Source organism: Aphanizomenon sp. CS-733/32 (assembly GCF_028330045.1).
In the GTDB taxonomy this organism is placed as follows: domain Bacteria; phylum Cyanobacteriota; class Cyanobacteriia; order Cyanobacteriales; family Nostocaceae; genus Dolichospermum; species Dolichospermum gracile.
Genome location: NZ_JAQMSE010000127.1, coordinates 39,189 through 58,014, shown reverse-complemented (window position 1 = coordinate 58,014; position 18,826 = coordinate 39,189). Strand labels below are relative to the sequence as shown.

Here is an 18,826-nt window from a genome sequence, read left to right as displayed (position 1 = left end):
GATATACAGAACCCCGGACTTGAACCCGTTCGTTAATCTCAATCTCCGATTATAGCGTTACTTGTATTGACTCAATTACCAAGTATTTTCGGAAAACTCAGCGATCGCTAGGTAACAAATTGGTTTATGCTGTAAATAGTCAGAAGTTTAAGAAATATTAAGTTCTCTTCCCAGTATACTCATGCAATGTATTGTTAATCGCCGTGATCAGTTTTCAGCAGTTGGTCGGTATTGGTTCCCCGAACTGAGTGAAATCGAGAATTTAGAAAAATTTGGTGCTTACTCGAAATTTCCTGGACACGGACATAACTATGTCTTGTTTATTTCTATGATTGGGGAATTAGATGAGTATGGGATGGTACTAAACTTGTCCGATGTGAAGCACGTCATCAAGAAGGAAGTTACCAGTCAACTAGATTTTTCCTATCTCAATGATGTGTGGACAGAATTTCAACAAACTCTCCCCACGACGGAAAATATGGCGCGAGTGATTTGGGAACGTTTATCACCCCATTTACCTGTGGTGCGCGTCCAGTTATTTGAACATCCTCAACTTTGGGCAGATTATCAAGGAGAGGGAAAACAAGCTAATTTAACCATCAGGACTCATTTTAGCGCTGCTCACCGTCTAGCACCTAACCTCAGTGTTGATAAATATGGTAGATGTACTCAGACTCACGGACATAATTATCATCTAGAGGTGACTGTAGGAGGGGAAATAGACTCCCGGACTGGCATGATTGTGGATGTAGCTGCTTTAAATCGAGTGGTGGAAGATTATGTGGTGAAAATATTTGATCACTCTTGTGTAAATGAGGATATTCCTTATTTTGCCGATATTGTCCCCACTACAGAGAATATTTCCCGTTACATTCATGGTCTTTTAGAATCGCCCGTTGATGAATTAGGGGTGAAGCTATCCAACGTTAAACTGTTTGAAAGTCATCAGCTTTGGACAGATTATTCAGGTCAGGATATGGAGGGGTATTTGAGTATTAGCACTCATTTTAGCTCTGCTCATAGATTGGCACACCCTGATTTGAGTTTAGCAAAAAACACGGAAATTTATGGTAAATGCGCCCGTGTAAATGGACATGGACATAATTATCAGTTGGAAGTAACTATAAAAGGGGATATTGACTCCTCTACGGGGATGGTGATTGATTTGGGGGCTTTAAATCAGATAATTACAGATTATGTGATTGAGCCATTTGATCATACTTTCTTAAATAAGGATGTTGCTTTCTTTAATCAAGTTGTGCCAACGGCGGAAAATATTGCTCTTTATATTAGTAATACTTTGCGATCGCCTATTCAAGAATTAGGTGCAACTCTTTACAAAGTTAAATTGGTGGAAAGTCCCAATAACGCTTGCGAAATCTATGCGGCTGATTCTGAATCAATATCTGTTAATGCAGCAGTAAGTCAACCCGTATTGGCAATAGTTTAAACCCATCCAGATCCCCGACTTCTTTGAGAAGTGGGGGATCTATTTGCTCTATTCAGTTATAAAACTAAGCTTATTTGCTAATTTTTTATCTAACGTCACCAACTCAAGTCCATAATGCTTGGTAGTTGCAGCAATAATAGAATCAATAGTTGGTGTTATGTTTGCCATAACTCCATTCATGAGAAATAGAAAAAACCAACAGGATCAAAAATTTTATATTTTAATTTTAATCTGATTCATAATGATAACGAGCTTGTAAAAAATAAACTTTATTTTCGGTAACTTTATAAACCAAACGATGTTCTAAATCAATGCGTCGTGACCAAGTATCAGGAGCAATATATTTAAGAGGTTCAGGTTTACCTAAGCCCGTAAATGGTTGACCATCAAGAATATCGGCTACTAGATCTAATATCTTATCCCCTTTTTTGCGGTCATGACTATACCACCAAGCCAAATCTACTTTAAAATCAGGACTGAAAATAGGAAAATAACCAGATAATTTTGGCTCTTCATCATGAGTATCTGGCTTTTTTTTCTTACTACTCAATTCCTAACTCCTCTTTTAATTCAGCCAATGTTTGAGGAGTTTCTATTGTTGTTTCAGCCCATTCTAAAGCCCGAAATAAACGTTGAGCGTTTTCAGGTGATCTTAATAAATAAACACACTCTAATAAACTAGAAAGTTCATCTTCGGCAATTAACGCCACATTTTTCTGATTACGACGTTTAATTACTACAATTTCCCGTTGGTCACACACCTGATCTAAGATAGTTGCTAAATTCAACTTTGCTTGCGAGTAAGTGGTTTCTTTGCTTAACATTCTCTTTTTTAAGGAGTTTTACAACTATATTGTACAACAGAGGAACTCAAAGCTAGTTAATCAGATCATTACTTGGTTAGTAAAAATATATTTGGATATTTTATGCGAACTGCAAAAAGCCGTCTTCAGTATTATGAAATTCACTCAAGATTGTAAGGATTGATAATTTTAACTGGTGTCATTTTAAAATCATCAACATTGCGAGTAACTAAAGTCAATTGATGATAATGCGCTGTTGCGGCAATCAGACTATCCATTACGGCTAATTTTTTACCTTTCAATTCTGCATTTGCAGAAAATTTTGCCCAATTATCTAAAATATCATCATGTATCGGTAAAACACGGGAATAAAATTCAATTTCTACTTTTTGCAGCCATATTTTTAGTTTTTGATATCGTTCAGGTTGTGAGTTTTGGATTTTATAAATCCCTTTTTTTTATTTCAGCGATGGTTATACTACTTAAAAATAACTGTTCCATTGGTTGCTGATTAAACCATTGACTAACTTGGGGGTTGGGAGCTTGTTTAACAAACTCAGACATTACACAAGTATCAATTAGATAAGTCATAGTTCAAAATTTCTGCCTGTGTCTTGATCACGTTCAAACAATAAGGCGATATCATCTTCGGCAGATTCTTCATCTATAAAACGTAATCTCTCAAATAAAGGCAGTTCCTTTTTTTGTTGCTGCAAGTAATTGGATAATATTTTAATGACTGCTTCCTGTGCATTTTCATAGTGACTGACTGCGATAATTTCATTAATTAGTTCATCATCTATTGTGATAATGGTCATTGTTTTGTTCTCCGTTATATTCAATAAAACAGGACTTACGCAAAATATTCCTCAAATCCTCATTTCTCCGTGTTCTCTGTGCCTCTGTGGTTCGTTATTCCGTGACTCGTACGTAAGTCCTATAAAAGTTCAGATTTACCTAAGCCTGTAAATGGTTAACCATCAAGAATATCCGCTACTAAATCTAATATTTTCCCTTCTTTTACTATCATGATTATACCACCAAGTCAAAGGAGCAGCTAGAAACCACATCTACATCCACCTAAGTTTTATTTTTGATAATGCTAATTATCGGTTAAACAAATACGGACGACCGACTAAACTGCGTAAATAGCGATAAATTAACCAAGCTAAAAGTCCTAAGCCAAAATTGAATAATAGTTCTTGGACTATAAACCAGAAAATTTTCGGATCAAACCAAAGTTCCCACCGCAAAGGACTAATTTTTCTGGAGAGAATCAATAATCCAAATAGAGAATTTCCGCCTAGTGATAGGATTAACAATACTAAACCTCTTTGCCAAGTGCGGGCTGAGGATGTAAGTCCAGAAATTAACTCTAAAGGGTGTTTTTTCTGGAGTTTTCGCAGTAGTTGTTCCAACCGCCAAAACATCCATAATAGTACAGGAAATAAACAATAAATGAGTAAATTTGTAGGTCGTGAAAACCTCACAGAAATAGATAAAATATTGACTAAAGCATGAAAGAAAACAGAATTTAACCAAGCAATAAAAATTAAATGCCGATGGCGATTAAACCTTTTACTGACAGAAATGTATATTGCTAAAGCATATCCCCAAGGGGCAGAAAACATGGCATGGACTGGTGTGCCAATGCTGCGGTCGAGAATGGAAGATGTGCCGTGAGATAAATAAATCCAGGTTTCTTCGGCTGTGAAACCTAAAGCTACGGCTATGGTAAATAAAAAAACTGTAGTAGCTCGCAGATAATACTGACGTTGTAGATAGGAAATGGGCAGAATAACAGCTACTAATTTACAACCTTCTTCAATGGGAGCGATCGCTAATATTTGCCGAAAAACGACTCCAGAAAAATGACGCTGAATCTGCTGCCAGTCTAAAACCCGGTTAGCCACATTTTCCATAGCCCATTCTAAGCCCAGAGCAGCAAAACCAGAGATAGCACCAATAGTGAACAAAACCCATAAACTGAACCAATGTGGGGCGGCAGGAGTTCTGCGGTAGTAAAACCACAAAAACAGCAGGGGGGGAATAACTGCCCACAACACTAAATATAAATTAGCCACTCACCTGAGCAATGATAGTACGGTGACGCGGACTATTGCTAGTAATAGTAGGAGGTTGGAAACCTGCCCCAATTAAGGCTTGTTCAATATCCAAACTGAAATATTCATCTAAATAAGGTTCAGTACTTCTAAGCAACGTCAAAATATAAGTTGGCATTTTTTTGTAAATTTCCGATTTGGGATTCATGTCCATAATTGCTAGGTGTCCACCGGGACGTAAAATACGTCTAGCTTCAGCAAAAATCTGGTGAGTTGCTGACTGAGGTAATTCATGACACATCAAAAAAATCGAAGCTAAATCAAAGGAAGCATCTGCTATGCCTGTAGATTCTGCTTGACTATGTACCCAGTTAATTTGGGTTTGACGTTCTTGGCTACGATAGTTAGCTACAGCTAGGAAGTAAGGAGATAAGTCTAAACCGATAATTTTAGCATGGGGATAAACTGCCTGGAGGGCAAACGTACTCATCCCCACGCTACATCCTAAGTCTATAATATCTTTTGGCTGCTCAGAAATAGAATTTTTGAGGATATCGTGAAAGCTTTGGCGAAGTTTTGCGTCACCTTGATTTTCCGGTTGCTGCCAAATCCTAGAGTGGACAGCATGAGCCGCAGATTCTACTTCAAAAGCTGCTTGCCAACTGAGATTTCCGGTTTCATAGGCGTGGAATGAGGTGACGTAGTAATCTGGGTAGTTTAGCTGGGGATTTTGGACTTGCGCTAAATCGCTTCCCCAATCACGGGTTTGCAGTTTCTCTACTTCCTTTGTCCAAAATACACCAATTTTTTCAGCCCGTTTAATCATCATTTGTCTAGCTCGGTGTTTAGCAAAATTAGCTACGGGTTTAATGGCCAAGATGCTATTAACAAAATGGGACGCTAAATCAGGTTCGGTCTTGATGGTAGTAGTCATAAATCAATCTTCTCTGGAACACTCTTTTTAATTTATGACATATTGGCTGGATTTGAGTCTATATCTGGTTAAATTTGCTATCTGTCATCCCCAAACTTTTAAGTTTATTAGAGGTAAAATGCCCCGTTTTGGTACTACCCTCCTCAAAAACCTTGCACCTATTTTCCTTGTCGGATTTGGAAAATTGAGGATATCCGGATAGTTGAAACTGTCACCTGTCCCCTGTCACCTACCTTCACAGACAACTTATTCAGCAAACCCTACTTAGAGTTTGCTGGCTAAAGCCGCGAGTCGTGTATAGTTGATCAGATTAATGGTGTTGTTAGCAGTATCAATTTTAATCCATTCTTTTTCAGAGAGTTTTTCCATGATTTTGGTTGTTTCTTCCAGGGTGATTTCTGTCACTTCTGCCAAATCTTTCAGGGGAATGTTAAAAATTTTCTGGCCTTGTTCTGATTCTTGACTATAACTATCGGTTAAACTTACTAAGACATGGGCAAGTTTAACCGCAGGTGGTGACAAACGCATTTGTAACCGCAGATTAATTTGACGAATTCTGCCTACCATCAGTTGCAGCATTCTATGATGTAAATGTGAGTCTTTAAACAGGATTTGAATAAAACTCTCCCTAGAAACACTTAGTAGTTTTACTTTGGAAAGGGAAACAACGTCCGTTGATCTTGGAAATTCATCTAAAACAGCCATTTCTCCAAAGAAATCACCTGGTCCTAAAATTGCTATGGTGACGGATTCTTCGACCTTGGTGCGGCGAACTTTTACCCAACCGGAAACAATAAAGTAAACTGCATTACCCCAGGCATCTTCCATTAAAACAGCCCGTCCTGATGGGTAATCATGTTCGGTTGCTATATTCAGCAGCCATTCTCTGGTTTCTGGGCTGGATGTACTAAAGAGTGGAAAAGTATCAATAATAATATCTTTTTTCATTATATCTAAGGAAGGATGGTAAGTAGGGAATAGGTAAGGGGCAGGGGCTTTCTAGGAGGGGTAGGGGCGAAACTCTGTCCACAACAGGTTTTTACTTCTGACTCCTGACTCCTGACTCCTGACTCCTGTGATAATTCTGACTTCTCAGAGTTTGGGCGGCAAGATAAATTTTCGTCCATTCACCTAGAACTTGATGATTTTTAAGTTGTAGTTGTTGGGCTATAGTTTCTATGGAGTTACCTGCTTTGCGGAGGTTGAGGATTTGTTGTCCTAGAGGGGTGATTTTTTCTGGGAGTTGTTGCCATTGGGTTTCTGTTAGCCCTAGATTATGTTCTTCTAGGGAGATGGATAGCCAGTTATCAATTAGTTCTGGTTGATCTTTGATGGCAAAAACGCGGACGGCATGATAACTGAGTTTTTCCCGGAGACGATATACTTCTTTGATAGGTTTTTGGAGTTGTTTGGCAATTTCTTCTGGGGATTTACCTTGCAGATACAATCGCAACCAGTCTACTGCGTGTTGTCCAATATTTTCTAACAGGTATTGTTCAAATTTTTCCTGTATGAGTTGACGGTTGGTGATTTGTTCTTCTAGGTGTTGGGTTTCTTGATATTGAGTGATCGCCTGATTATCAACTAAACTCACTGGATTGTCGTTGTTTTCGGTGAGAATTTCCTCGGAAACAAGTTTTACTAATTCCCTGCTAGGTACTTGTGTCAAGCCTCCCCGCTGCATCCGTCGCAGGTAGTTAACAAAGCGGTACATTAAAATTGGTTGATTCCGCACAGGGCGCAAACAATATTCTTCGATGCTGGCAAATAGTAATGTGTCCCGCAATCTTTTGTCCGTTGTTAATGCGGCAATGTGCGTCATTTGTTGTTGGATATATGAGTCACTTTGCATCAGTTCTTGGATGACTTCTTGCAGCACATCAACAACACTCCGTTGGCGATCGCGGCTGAGGGATATCCACGTTTGAATTTTGTTTCTGACTGCCACCACACTACCCAATCGGCTAATCAGTTGACGATAAGCCTTTTCTCTGCCCATCCCTAAATAACGTTTGTGCAGAATTCGCCACCGATATTCCATTGCTTGTTTAGCAATTTCTAATTCTTTTGGGTTAAGTAAATTAAACCTTTCTAAATCTACTCCCAAAAGCCAGTTAAGAATACTTTGTCTGGTAGCCTGACTTTGTTCTGGACATTCCGCACTTAGTCGCTGTTGCCAATATTGAGCTAGATTTGCCCCATCTGTTGTCATAGCGATATTCCGCTCCTCGAAATTAGATTTAGCGATTTAGTAGCAGGTAATAACTCCTATTTGATTCGTTCAATAGACCCCAATACCGAATTAAGATGAAGCTACATTGAATAAGATTTCAAAAATAATTAACCGTAGATAGAGACGGATGAATTAATGAATTTTATTTCAAGATTCAGCCGTTATGAAACTATGAAGATCATCCGACAGGTTACGTAGTTAGGAGGTACAAAATCTCAATTTAAACCTAGACACAAAGCCATTTTTACTCCTGACTCCTGAATTCTGCTGTAATATCGCTAGTTAGGGAAAGAGGGAATAGGAAGTCACTTGATTTTGGATTGACGATTTTGGATTTTGGATTGACGTTAGCGAAGCGTACGCAGCGCAGCGAGTATGTTTTTGTCCTCAAGTATGGAGACTTATACCAAATTTTTTTCATCTAAAATCTCAAATCTCAAATCTCAAATTCCCAGTCACTACCCATTACCCATTACCAGCCGAACATACCAATTAGCCTCTAGACGCACCAATGATGGGATTTTCCACAGAATCTCGATATTGTTGAACGTCTGCTGTATAAGCGATAGGTAATACAGCTTCAACGTTTTCATGGGGACGGGGAATAATTACCCAAGATTCAAGAGTACCACCATAAACATTTTCAGCAGCTTCTACCCCAGCGGCCATAGCAGCTTTCACTTCAGAAACGTCACCGCGAATATTCACGGTGAAGCGAGCGCTACCAACTCTGATATAACCTACAAGAGTAACTCGACCGGCTTTGACCATTGCGTCTGCTGCGGCGAGAACGGCGGGAAAACCCTTGGTTTCTAATGATCCAACAGCTTGTAGTGACATTTTTAATCTCCTGTTATGAATATAAAAAGTTATAGGTTGCTACAAATTATGTTTATGAAGCTGGGCTTCAATTTTTGATAGCGAACTTACTTAGAAAATACGGAAAGGTTCAGATTTGGACGTGAAGTGGATCGGTAAAACTGTTTCTACATTTTCCGGGGGATTGGGAATAATGTAGTGGGTAATAACCTGACCACCATAGGCTGCTTCACCAGCCACAATACCAGCCGCTACGGCTGTTTTTACTTCGGCCACCTGTCCTCTGACAGCAACAATCATACGGCCACTTTCGGCTATACCGTAGTATACCAAAGTGACAGCAGCGGCTTTAACCATAGCATCTGCTGATGCTAAGACTGCGGGAAAGCCTAATGTTTCAATTGCGCCAACTGCCATTGGCATGGCTTGAATCTCCTACTTTTGGATAACCGATTCTTATTTTACGGGGATTGTGTACCTATTTTTATTTTTGCGGAAATTTTCTTTTTTAATTGATCACTGGGTATTGGTCATGGTGGTACGCACTGATGTACACTGGAATTTATGTTTCCAAGTTTTCTTCCTGCCGCCGTTGGTCAACTCACAGAACCAACATCCATCGCTTTGGCTCAAAATATCCAAAGTCAGGCGATTCTTGCTCATGCCGCCAATGAACCCATTAATACCACTTATATTCAACAGGGTGATGGTGGTACACCGATTTTATTAATTCATGGTTTTGATAGTTCGGTGTTAGAATATCGCCGACTTTTGCCGTTATTGGCAGAAAAAAACGCAGTTTGGGCTGTGGATTTGTTGGGATTTGGCTTTACAGATAGATTACCGGGGATTGCTTACAGTTCTGAAGCCATTAAAAACCATCTCCACTCGTTTTGGCAAACCCTGATTAACCAACCTGTTATTTTGGTGGGTGCGTCAATGGGTGGGGCTGCGGCTATAGATTTTACCCTCACTTACCCGGAAGCAGTCAAACAACTAGTATTAATAGATAGTGCGGGATTAAAAGGTAATTCCCCATTAAGTAAATATATATTCCCACCTTTGGACTATTGGGCAACGGAATTTTTGCGGAATCCCAAAGTGCGTAAAAGCATTTGTCGAACTGCGTACAAAAACCCTGATCTCATCTCTGAGGATGCTTTGTGTTGTGGAGAATTACACTTACAAATGCCTAATTGGACTCAAGCCTTAATTGCCTTTACCAAAAGTGGCGGTTATAGCGCTTTTAAATTTCCCCAACTTGCCCAAATTGAGCAACAAACTTTAATTTTATGGGGCGATAGTGATAAAATTTTAGGAACTGGGGATGCTCCCAAATTTGCCAAAGCTATTCCCCAAAGTAAGCTAATTTGGATTAAAGATTGTGGACATATTCCTCATTTAGAACGACCACAAATTGTTGCTGAACATATATTAGAATTTCGGAAATAAAGTTTGAGTATACTCAACCACTATTTTCCCGATTTAATAAGATAATTAAATATCAATGAGCAACAATACACAGTAAAGAATATGGATAAAACAAAAATCAAATCTCTTATTTCTCATTTAGGATTTATAGAACAAGAATCGGATATTTTCCAACAAAATTACCGTAAAATATATACTAACCACAAAAACTATGTAATTAAAATTAATTTTGCTACCGAGAAAATTGATTATGGAGATAAAATTAAAGTAGAAGACGAAACTACCTCTAATTTTAGTCAACCTGAGAATTTCGTTGTTTTAGAATGTGTTAATAGACTGTTAGAAAAAGGTTATGAACCTAAACATTTAATATTAGAACGTAAATTTCCTTTAGGACGAACTGGTAAAAGTGGAAAATCAGATATTTCTGTTTTTGATAGAGAAGAAAAGTCTTTAATTATAATTGAGTGTAAAACCTGGGGTAAAGAATATGAAAAAGAAAAAAATCGCATGATAGAAAATGGTGGACAACTATTTTCTTATTTACAACAAGATAAAAATACTCGGTTTCTTTGTCTTTATACCTCACAACTTAATGATGATGGTTTACTTGTATATGAAAATGCAATTATTCAAATTAAGGATAGAGAAGAAACTTTAAGATTATTAACAGAAAGTAAGGAAGAGATAAAGAGCTATAAAGAAGCCAAAACAGCAGAAGAATTATATACACCTTGGAAAGAAAATTTTAACTGCTATTTTGCACCTAATGGAATTTTTGATCCAGAAGTGCAAGCTTATAATCCTGAATATATACCCATTAAGAAAAAAGATTTACAACCTTTTACTGAAGGAGAAGGGCGTAAATTATTTAATCAATTTGAAGAGATTTTACGTCATAATAATATCAGTGATAAATCAAATGCTTTCAACCGAATTTTATCCTTAATTTTATGTAAGATTGTTGATGAGCAAAAAAATGAGAATGATATTACCGATTTTCAAATTATTGAAAGTAAAGATACTCCTGAACAGATACAGGAAAGGTTACAAAAATTATATGCTAAAGGAATGAGAGAATTTCTGAAAGAAGAAATTGTTTATTATTCTGAGGAATATATTGATACATTAGTTAGTAATTTCCCTATACAAACGACTCAAGAAAGACTTAAACAAATATTACGGGAATTAAAATTTTATAGTAATAATGAATTTGCTTTTAAAGAAGTTCACAACGAGAAGTTATTTTTGGAAAATGCTAAAGTATTAAATGAGATTATTACTTTATTACAATATAAAAAGTTTAGATATTTTTATAACGATAACAATGGCTTAAAATATCAAAAACAATATTTAGGGGATTTCTTTGAACAATTGTTAGATGCAGGTTATAAACAATCTGAAGGACAGTTTTTTACTCCTTTACCTATTGCCAAGTTTATCGTTAAATCGCTGCCTTTGCGAGAAATTATTGAAGCTAAATTAAATCAAGAAACAGCAGATTTTTTACCTTATTTAATTGACTACGCTTGTGGTAGTGGTCATTTTTTAGTGGAAGCAATTGAAGAAATACAAAAGATTGTTGATACAATTAAACCTGAATTTACTAAAGATATTAATAGATATATTAGACAATATCAAGAATCATCAGATTGGGCGGAAAAATTCATTTTTGGGATTGAAAAAGATTATCGTTTAGCTCGTACTGCAAAAGTAGCTTGTTTTATGAATGGAGATGGACAAGCTAATATTTTCTTCGGAGATGGTTTAGAAAATTATAATGAAAGAGAACGTCAACTTGCTGATAGTTATGATGTTGTTATTGCTAATCCTCCTTATTCAATTCATGGATTTAAACCTCATGCTTTAAAATTAAAAGATAAATATACACTTTTTGAATCTTTAACCGATAGTTCATCAGAAATTGAAGCTTTATTTATCGAAAGAACTGCTCAATTATTACATACAGGAGGAAAAACAGGAATTATTTTACCGAGTTCTATTTTAAATAATACAGGTATTTATGCCCGTGCTAGAGAGATTATATTACAAAATTTCCTCATTAAAGCTATAGTTGAATTAGGTTCAAATGCTTTTATGGCTACAGGGACAAATACTGTAGTTTTGTTTATGGAAAAGCGAGAACCTCGCTGGAAGCAGGATTATAATTATGTAGCTGAAGATTATATTATTAATAACAGAGAACGTCCCCATGATTTTATGGATAGTGAATCTTTATTTAGAAGTTATGTTGACTATCTCGGTTTAGATTTTGATGATTATAAAACTTTTGTAGGACGTAGTAGTAATGATGCTATCAAAGCAACTGAATGGTATCAAGATTACCGTCATTGGTTTGAAAATTTAACAGATGTTAAAAATTTACAAAAACGTAAAGATTTCAAATCTTTAACAAAAGAGGAACAACAGGAGAGAATTGAAAGATTATTTTATGAAAAAGTATTACCTATTGAAAAGGAAAAGTTTTATTATTATTTATTGAGTTATGAACAAGAGTTTATTATTGTCAAATCTGGTAATGATATTCAAAGTAATCGAGAATTTTTAGGTTATGAGTTTAAGAAGGGAAGACAAGCAGGAATGGTTGTTTATCGAGATGGTGAAGATAAGGATAAAACTGCTTTATATGATGAGGATAATCTATTTAATTCTGACAAGGTAAATTATTATATTTATCAGTCTTTTTTAGGTAATATGGAAAATCCGGCTGATGCTGTTAAGGATTATATTTCTCTAGTTGATTTAGTTGATTGTATTGATTTTAAACAAGTTGAATTTGAAAAACAAATTCAATTTATAGAAAAACCAAAATTTAAAGTGAAATCAAAATATCAACTTGTTAATTTTTCAAGTATAGCTACTCTTGAATATGGTAGCGCTTTACCTGAAAATCAGAGAATACAAGGTCAATATCCAGTAATGGGATCTAATGGTATGGGTTATCATAATGAATATTTAATTCAATCTCCTGCTATCATTGTAGGACGTAAAGGTTCTGCGGGAAAAGTTAATTATATCGAGAAAAACTGTTTTCCTATTGATACTACATTTTATGTTAATCTTAAAAGTGAAGATACTTTACCTAAATACTTTTATTACTTACTAAATTCTATTAATTTACAAAATTTAGTAGCAGGTATAGGAGTTCCAGGACTTAATAGAAATTTGGTTTATAATATTAAATTACCTTTAACCCCTAAAGAAATACAAGAACAAATTATTCAAGAAATTGAAGTATTAGAAATTAGAGAACAAGAACTAAGAAGTAATATTGAGGAATTACAAACAAATATCGAAGAAATATTAAATAATTCCTTTAATACTGCACCTAAAATCAAACTATCTCAAGTAGCATCTTTAGAAAGAGGTCGTTTTAGTCACCGTCCTAGAAATGCACCTCATTTATATCAAGATGGTACATATCCTTTTATTCAAACAGGAGATGTAGCTAAGGTCAAGGGAAGAAATATTATCTATTCTCAAACATTAAATGAGGAAGGATTAAAAGTTAGTAAAATATTTGAACCTGAAACTATTTTAATTACAATTGCTGCTAATATTGGTAGTACAGCAATTTTAACTTATCCTGCTTGTTTTCCTGATAGTATTGTTAGTATTAAACCTAATGAACAAATGAATATTGATTACTTGGAATATTATTTAAGAACTCAACAACAATACTTAAATGATATTGCACCTCAAAAAGCACAAAAGAATATCAATTTAGAAATACTTCGTCCTTTATTGGTTGCTTGTCCTGAGAAAAATGAACAAGATAGAATTATTAATGAAGTATTAGATATGGAGAAATATATCCAAAACTATGAACAAGAAATTCAAGCTATACCACAACAAAAAGAAGCAATCTTGCAAAAATATTTATAAAAATTAAGCAGACTATCAGGAGTCAGCTTTATACATTCTGACTTCTGACTCCTAACTCCTGACTTCAATCATACAACCAGGTATTTTTAGAAAAATCCTCACTATCTTGATTAGGCTTTTCTTGCAGTCGTTCTATTGATCTATGGGATTTTTTGTATTGGATGGATTTGGAAATTTGACTAGCTTGTTGACTCATTTGTGGATAAGATGGTTGAGTAGGTTGTTTTAAAACCTTGATTTCTTCTAGCAACTGAGAGTTAGAATCTGCTAGTTGTAAAGCGGTTTGTTTTGTTTCCGAAAGTTCCTTTGTTAACCGTTCTACCAATGCTTCTTTTTCCGAAAAAGCTATTTGTAAATCACTAATTTGTTTGATTAAAGTAGATTCTTTTTGTTGTAATGTAGAAACTGTTTGTTGCAATTCTTTAATATTGACTTCTAATTCTAACTGATTATTATCCGTTTGTAGTTGGGTTTCTAATACTGCTTCAGCCGAAACTTCAATTACAGGTTCACCTTGCAGGGGTGTAAATTTTGTAGTTTCTTCTTGTATTAAGTTAGAGAGATTTTTTTTAGGCATTACTTTATTAACTCCAATTACGCCGCCATTATTTAAGTATACGTCTGGAAGTGACAATAAAATCTCAGATTCCCAATTTCTGGGAAAAATTGGATATTTGATGATTTTAGTTCACGATTTTAGTAGTCATGATTGATGAGGTACAGGATATAACTGCAAAGCTAGACACCAAGCTATTTTTACTCCTGACTCCTGCTGTATTAGTCCAGATAATAGGTAGAATTAAGATGTTTACTTATCTATCCTTTTTCTGTTTTGGCTACTATACCTTGTCCTCGTTGTCATCAAATTATTGATAGTCAAGCAATTACTTGTCCTCAATGTCGCTTATTGCTGAAAGCTTACGGACATCCTGGTATTCCCTTGCACCACGCTCAGGGGAATGATTATTTATGCGACAGTTGTAGTTATCATTTTGATCATACCTGTAATTTTCCCCAATATCCCTATGCTCAAGATTGTCCTCTCTATCAAAATATGGAAGAAAGGACATTAGAATTGCAAAAGCAAGATTCTCATCATAGCTTGAGTACAAGGGTGAATAATTGGATTAAACACCATCAAAGTTGGTTATTAATACTAGCTTTGCTATTAGTTTGTTTATTAATAACTTTGTTTAATTCTTGATCTGATGGTATTGTTTTTACTCTTAAAGTTTGTTTACTTCTAAGGTTTCTGGCATAGCTTCTACATTTGATAAAATCTCTTCCTCAAATATTTCTAAATCGAACCAGAAAGTAGTCCCAATACCAACTTCACTCACCAAATTAACTGGACTGTGATGTCTGTCCATAATGTTTCGGACAATTGATAAACCTAAACCTGTTCCTTCTAGAGTATGCACTCTATTTTCTACACGAAAGAATCGGTCGAAAATTGCTTGTTGATCTTCTGGTGCGATACCAATTCCTGTATCACTAATTTCAATTCTCACTTTACCAGCATGATGGTGAGAATGAGAATTAGCATCTAGTTGATAGGCACGAATAACTACCTTACCACCGGCTAGAGTAAATTTAAGAGAATTACCAATTAAGTTGCCAAATACTTGCAGTAATAAATCATAATTGCCTAAAACAAAAGGTAAATCAGGATTAAGTTCTTGATATATTTCAATACATTTATCTTTGGCATTAAGCTGATAGGTACGTAATGTCTGTTCTATGGCTTGTGGTAAATCTACTTTATCAAAGGTGTAATTTCGACCTGATTCAAGTTTTGATAAATCTAAAACGTCATTAACTAAACGGGTGAGTCTATCAGTTTCATTATTAACTGTTTGCAGAAATTCTTTGCGTTCATCAATACCTAGATCTTCACCATAATCATGCAGGGTTTCAATATAGGTTTTAATGTTAAATAAAGGTGTACGTAATTCGTGAGAAATGTTGCTGATAAATTGGCTTTTTGCTTCATTTAGTTCTACCTCTCGGCTAATATCTTGGACGGTGATAGCTATGCCTTTAATACTTTCCCGTTGCAGGTTGAGAACTGTGGTTAAAACAATGCGAATTGTGCGTTGAGTAGGTTGTTTGAGGAGGATACGAAATTCGGCACTTTCACATTCACCGGCTGCCATTTCATACAAAGTCCGGGATATTTCCATTTGGACACTATGGGGTAATTGATGCAGGATATTACTACCAACCACATCCACTCCTTCCCAAGCAAAAATCCGTCTGGCGGTGGGATTGACTAATATTACTTGCATATTATTATCAATCAAGACTGCACCATCAGCAATGGTGGAAACTAAGGTTTCTAATTTAGCTTTTTCGGCAGTTAATTCTTCAATATTTTGTTCTTCATAACGTTCTAGCCGTTCTGCCATTTCATTAAAGCTGAAAATTAGTTCTCCTAGTTCACCACCTAGAGGTATATCTATCCGTTGTTTAAAGTTTCCAGCCGCAATTTGTTTAACACCTACTAGCAATTCTTTAATAGGTTTAGTAATAGTTAAAGCATTAATTACTCCTGCTAAAATCACCATGACCCAAATTGTGATAAAGACGGCAATGGTAACATCACGGGTGAAATTAGTGGATATGACTGCGGTTTGATTAGGGTTAATACCAACTGCTAACACACCTAAGTATTTTTTATCTACTATTAAAGGCACAAATACATCTGTAACTGCGCCATCGGGGGTGTTATGCTGCCTAACCATTGGCTGGTCTTCATTGCCAGGATAATCTTCTGGTAGTTGGATATGGCGCTTAATGGTGAGGGAGTTTTCTACCTCTGGTTCCCAAAAGGGAAGACCAAAAAAGATTTGCCCAGTTTTATCGGCGTATAACATATAACGGACGCTAGAGGTAGCGCTGAAAAAACGTTGAGAAAATTGGGCAACTTCAGTTAAATTGTGATCGGCAATGAGGGGGGCTACATTTGCCCCCAGAAGTAGTCCTAGATCACGACCAAAGCGGGTATCATTGAGACGTGCATCTTGCTGAATTGTGTTTACAGCCCAGAAGGTCAAACCACTCATAACTAAGGAAACCATGAGGGTGGCAACAGCTAGGAGTTTAGTCTGAAGGGTGAATTCTGACCACCAATTGGCGATACCTGCGGCGAGGGATGCGTTGCCTTTGGCCAGTGCAGCGATCGCTTTTGACGCGCCGGAGACACATTCATCTCGGAAATTTCTGAAAATAGCCAGCATCTTAAAATATAAGTGTTAGTAAGTAGTTGGACAAAATTAAATTCAATCAGGTCGTGAGGGAAAAGGGAACAGAAAGACAATGTATGTAATTAATTTTGTCCGATTACCTCTTCTTTCCTAATTTAACTATGTTTTTGCAGTAATGGTGAAAACTAAGTTGCAACAGAGGTTATGTGATGTGACTATTACAATGTAAAATCAGTAATAATCTCAGGTTCAACATCAAGAATATTTTGACTTTCCCAGTTGAACTCACATTCTAACTCAGTAAATTATTTTCCAAATACTTGTAACCGAATTAAAATTTTTCTATCCTATTTATGACTTCTCCTGAAATACCCCGCAAATCACCCAGTCAAGCGATCGCTGCGAGAATTTTTCACGCTGGCAATGTCATCAGTTTTTGCAAATTTCCGGTTTGTCGAGTATGAGTTTATTACTAGGTGGTTGTGGTACACCCATGTTTGCAGATTTTGTAGGTAAACTTTCTGAACTCCTCAATCAGAAATTGGAGGAGTTAATATTTCAACCTCAAAAGCCAGTTCCAGAATTTTTACCCTCACCAGTAAATTATCAAATGCTAAAGGTTATTGGGAAGATATGGGTTATGAATGGTTCGCTGGATTGTAAATTTAATCCTCAGATCCCCGACTTCTTTGAGAAGTCGGGGATCTATATCACGGTTTCATTTTTTGACTAAAATATAGGCATTTGTATATTCAGGTAATTTTTGAATATATCGTTCAAAATCTTTTTCACTCGCAAAAGTTCCTGCTAATAAATCCAGTTGATAAAGGTTGGGTAAAAATGCCCCACCTGTATCAGCAATTACGCCCATTTTTAACCGTTTTTGATTGTCCTCAGTGACAATTATTCTACCTAAACCAATGTTTAGTACATCTCCTGCAAATGTTACTCCTGGTTTGATGGATATTTTCGCATCTATTTTATATCCATAGCCTTTAATTGCATCAACTTCTTGAAAATACCAATAACGCTTTTGTGCAGTGGCTTTTAAACCTCGAATATAGGAGATTCCATTATTTTTGTCTACGTTCAAAAACTCTTTAGTTCCATCAGTAAAATTAACTAAAACAGTTCCCTGCATTAGTGCTGCCTCTAAACCATTGCGAGTTAAATAAGCAATAGGTTTAACTTTGCCAAATTCCTTACCTCCAGGTTCATAAATACCTGATAAAACATCTTGTTTAGTATATTGAGTGTAAAATTTATCTTGACGAACTTCTTCATTAATAGCATAAATTGGTGTATTGTATTTAGAAGTTTTTTGTCGAGAACCGGGATGAATAAAAGCTGCATATTTAGTAATTCTTAATTTTTTCTGTTGGGGACTTTCTGGGTTATAGGCAGACCATTTAATTACGCGAAAATTGGTATTAATAAAGTTAGGATCTTGTAACCGAGTTGTCCGCTTATTAGAAATGTCTTCTTCTAAGACGACAATCATAAAATCTAATGTTTTTAGAATATCTTTAACGGTAACTCCTTGAGTTACTAAGATACCTGTGCGTTGAATATTGGGGTCTTCTTGAGAGTATTTTTGAAAGTATTTTCTAGTATTGGTGAGTACGGTTAATAAATCAGCTTGATTAAAATTTATGGGGTTATTTGGTAATTTTTCTGCTGTCAATACTTGATTAGAATTAATACTATATTGATATTTTTGCCATTCATTAATAACTGAATAAAATGTGGACTTTTCAGTATTTTTGGCATTTATATTAGATGGGTTTGGCGTAGGTAAATTATCAGCAAATCCTTGAGAATTTCCTATTTGGGATAATGATCCATTTTTCACGATTTGTGGTTGTTGAATTGGCTGCGGATTAGTGAAACTAATTACCAATAAAGCAGTAATAAATGCTGTAATTTTGAATTTTTGATTAAATAGAACACGCATAATTCATGAAGACCAACAATGATTATG

The 18,826-nt window shown here is 35.8% G+C and carries 18 protein-coding genes and 1 pseudogene; 5 read left to right on the top strand and 14 right to left on the bottom strand.

Going from position 1 to position 18,826, the window contains the following annotated elements; genetic code table 11:
* Positions 1–181 precede the first annotated feature (181 nt).
* Positions 182–1,450 carry a 6-carboxytetrahydropterin synthase gene (locus PN471_RS09845; RefSeq protein WP_271776687.1) on the top strand — a complete coding sequence of 423 codons (1,269 nt, stop codon included), beginning with the start codon at positions 182–184 and terminating at the stop codon, positions 1,448–1,450.
* A gap of 226 nt (positions 1,451–1,676) precedes the next feature.
* On the opposite strand, the gene PN471_RS09840 is transcribed toward PN471_RS09845, so the two are convergent.
* The 11 genes from PN471_RS09840 to PN471_RS09790 all read right to left on the bottom strand — a co-directional run bounded on the left by PN471_RS09840 (position 1,677) and on the right by PN471_RS09790 (position 8,725).
* A complete protein-coding gene (locus PN471_RS09840) occupies positions 1,677–2,000 on the bottom strand; it encodes a Txe/YoeB family addiction module toxin (protein ID WP_271776686.1) in 324 nt (107 codons plus the stop codon).
* The gene (locus tag PN471_RS09835; RefSeq protein WP_271776685.1) at positions 1,993–2,274 is read right to left on the bottom strand and encodes a type II toxin-antitoxin system Phd/YefM family antitoxin; all 282 of its coding nucleotides are present in this window, start codon (positions 2,272–2,274) and stop codon (positions 1,993–1,995) included. The genes PN471_RS09840 and PN471_RS09835 overlap by 8 nt, the downstream gene beginning before the upstream one ends.
* Positions 2,275–2,414: 140 nt before the next feature.
* Positions 2,415–2,633 carry a PIN domain-containing protein gene (locus tag PN471_RS09830; protein WP_334311907.1) on the bottom strand — a complete coding sequence of 73 codons (219 nt, stop codon included), beginning with the start codon at positions 2,631–2,633 and terminating at the stop codon, positions 2,415–2,417.
* A gap of 61 nt (positions 2,634–2,694) precedes the next feature.
* Complete coding sequence (locus tag PN471_RS09825) at positions 2,695–2,844, bottom strand: hypothetical protein (RefSeq protein ID WP_271776684.1); 150 nt, start codon at positions 2,842–2,844, stop codon at positions 2,695–2,697.
* A complete protein-coding gene (locus tag PN471_RS09820) occupies positions 2,841–3,071 on the bottom strand; it encodes a type II toxin-antitoxin system VapB family antitoxin (RefSeq protein WP_271776683.1) in 231 nt (76 codons plus the stop codon). Before PN471_RS09820 ends, PN471_RS09825 begins: the two co-directional genes overlap by 4 nt.
* A gap of 288 nt (positions 3,072–3,359) precedes the next feature.
* Positions 3,360–4,337: a PrsW family intramembrane metalloprotease gene (locus PN471_RS09815; RefSeq protein WP_271776682.1), complete on the bottom strand. Its 978-nt coding sequence runs from the start codon at positions 4,335–4,337 to the stop codon at positions 3,360–3,362.
* Complete coding sequence (locus PN471_RS09810) at positions 4,330–5,250, bottom strand: class I SAM-dependent methyltransferase (RefSeq protein WP_271776681.1); 921 nt, start codon at positions 5,248–5,250, stop codon at positions 4,330–4,332. The genes PN471_RS09815 and PN471_RS09810 overlap by 8 nt, the downstream gene beginning before the upstream one ends.
* A gap of 264 nt (positions 5,251–5,514) precedes the next feature.
* Entirely contained in the window at positions 5,515–6,198 is a 684-nt protein-coding gene (locus tag PN471_RS09805) for a Crp/Fnr family transcriptional regulator (protein ID WP_271776680.1), read from the bottom strand.
* A gap of 91 nt (positions 6,199–6,289) precedes the next feature.
* Positions 6,290–7,462, bottom strand: a complete 1,173-nt coding sequence (locus PN471_RS09800) for a HetZ-related protein 2 (RefSeq protein WP_271776679.1) — start codon at positions 7,460–7,462, stop codon at positions 6,290–6,292.
* Positions 7,463–7,975: 513 nt separating this feature from the next.
* Positions 7,976–8,323 (bottom strand): carbon dioxide-concentrating mechanism protein CcmK, encoded by a 348-nt coding sequence (locus PN471_RS09795; RefSeq protein WP_271776678.1) that lies wholly within the window; start codon positions 8,321–8,323, stop codon positions 7,976–7,978.
* A gap of 90 nt (positions 8,324–8,413) precedes the next feature.
* Entirely contained in the window at positions 8,414–8,725 is a 312-nt protein-coding gene (locus PN471_RS09790) for a carbon dioxide-concentrating mechanism protein CcmK (protein ID WP_104388181.1), read from the bottom strand.
* Between the two features lie 141 nt (positions 8,726–8,866).
* On the opposite strand from PN471_RS09790, the gene PN471_RS09785 reads away from it, so the two are divergent.
* Both PN471_RS09785 and PN471_RS09780 read left to right on the top strand, forming a co-directional pair.
* Positions 8,867–9,754: an alpha/beta fold hydrolase gene (locus tag PN471_RS09785; RefSeq protein WP_271776677.1), complete on the top strand. Its 888-nt coding sequence runs from the start codon at positions 8,867–8,869 to the stop codon at positions 9,752–9,754.
* A gap of 81 nt (positions 9,755–9,835) precedes the next feature.
* Positions 9,836–13,639, top strand: coding sequence for an N-6 DNA methylase (locus PN471_RS09780; protein WP_271776676.1), 3,804 nt, complete (start codon positions 9,836–9,838; stop codon positions 13,637–13,639).
* 64 nt (positions 13,640–13,703) lie between these two features.
* Here PN471_RS09780 and PN471_RS09775 read toward each other — a convergent pair whose 3' ends face one another.
* Positions 13,704–14,216: a hypothetical protein gene (locus PN471_RS09775; RefSeq protein WP_271776675.1), complete on the bottom strand. Its 513-nt coding sequence runs from the start codon at positions 14,214–14,216 to the stop codon at positions 13,704–13,706.
* Between the two features lie 255 nt (positions 14,217–14,471).
* Here PN471_RS09775 and PN471_RS09770 point away from each other — a divergent pair, with 255 nt between their 5' ends.
* Positions 14,472–14,843, top strand: coding sequence for a zinc ribbon domain-containing protein (locus tag PN471_RS09770; RefSeq protein WP_193892343.1), 372 nt, complete (start codon positions 14,472–14,474; stop codon positions 14,841–14,843).
* Positions 14,844–14,865: 22 nt separating this feature from the next.
* On the opposite strand, the gene nblS is transcribed toward PN471_RS09770, so the two are convergent.
* Positions 14,866–16,878: a two-component system sensor histidine kinase NblS gene (gene nblS, locus PN471_RS09765; protein ID WP_271776674.1), complete on the bottom strand. Its 2,013-nt coding sequence runs from the start codon at positions 16,876–16,878 to the stop codon at positions 14,866–14,868.
* Positions 16,879–17,305: 427 nt separating this feature from the next.
* On the opposite strand from nblS, the pseudogene PN471_RS09760 reads away from it, so the two are divergent.
* A pseudogene (locus PN471_RS09760) lies at positions 17,306–17,467 on the top strand (oxidoreductase); the annotation flags it as partial.
* 96 nt (positions 17,468–17,563) lie between these two features.
* Here the strand turns inward: PN471_RS09760 and PN471_RS09755 are convergent.
* The gene (locus tag PN471_RS09755) at positions 17,564–18,799 is read right to left on the bottom strand and encodes a hypothetical protein (protein WP_271776673.1); all 1,236 of its coding nucleotides are present in this window, start codon (positions 18,797–18,799) and stop codon (positions 17,564–17,566) included.
* Between the last annotated feature and the right edge of the window lie 27 nt (positions 18,800–18,826).

Excerpts from the sequence above, each read along its gene's own strand:
- PN471_RS09845 (WP_271776687.1), top strand. The coding sequence starts at position 182 with ATGCAATGTATTGTTAATCGCCGTGATCAGTTTTCAGCAGTTGGTCGG.
- PN471_RS09835 (WP_271776685.1), bottom strand. The coding sequence starts at position 2,274 with ATGTTAAGCAAAGAAACCACTTACTCGCAAGCAAAGTTGAATTTAGCA.
- PN471_RS09825 (WP_271776684.1), bottom strand. The coding sequence starts at position 2,844 with ATGACTTATCTAATTGATACTTGTGTAATGTCTGAGTTTGTTAAACAA.
- PN471_RS09820 (WP_271776683.1), bottom strand. The coding sequence starts at position 3,071 with ATGACCATTATCACAATAGATGATGAACTAATTAATGAAATTATCGCA.
- PN471_RS09810 (WP_271776681.1), bottom strand. The coding sequence starts at position 5,250 with ATGACTACTACCATCAAGACCGAACCTGATTTAGCGTCCCATTTTGTT.
- PN471_RS09805 (WP_271776680.1), bottom strand. The coding sequence starts at position 6,198 with ATGAAAAAAGATATTATTATTGATACTTTTCCACTCTTTAGTACATCC.
- PN471_RS09800 (WP_271776679.1), bottom strand. The coding sequence starts at position 7,462 with ATGACAACAGATGGGGCAAATCTAGCTCAATATTGGCAACAGCGACTA.
- PN471_RS09795 (WP_271776678.1), bottom strand. The coding sequence starts at position 8,323 with ATGTCACTACAAGCTGTTGGATCATTAGAAACCAAGGGTTTTCCCGCC.
- PN471_RS09790 (WP_104388181.1), bottom strand. The coding sequence starts at position 8,725 with ATGCCAATGGCAGTTGGCGCAATTGAAACATTAGGCTTTCCCGCAGTC.
- PN471_RS09785 (WP_271776677.1), top strand. The coding sequence starts at position 8,867 with ATGTTTCCAAGTTTTCTTCCTGCCGCCGTTGGTCAACTCACAGAACCA.
- PN471_RS09780 (WP_271776676.1), top strand. The coding sequence starts at position 9,836 with ATGGATAAAACAAAAATCAAATCTCTTATTTCTCATTTAGGATTTATA.
- PN471_RS09775 (WP_271776675.1), bottom strand. The coding sequence starts at position 14,216 with ATGCCTAAAAAAAATCTCTCTAACTTAATACAAGAAGAAACTACAAAA.
- nblS (WP_271776674.1), bottom strand. The coding sequence starts at position 16,878 with ATGCTGGCTATTTTCAGAAATTTCCGAGATGAATGTGTCTCCGGCGCG.
- PN471_RS09755 (WP_271776673.1), bottom strand. The coding sequence starts at position 18,799 with ATGCGTGTTCTATTTAATCAAAAATTCAAAATTACAGCATTTATTACT.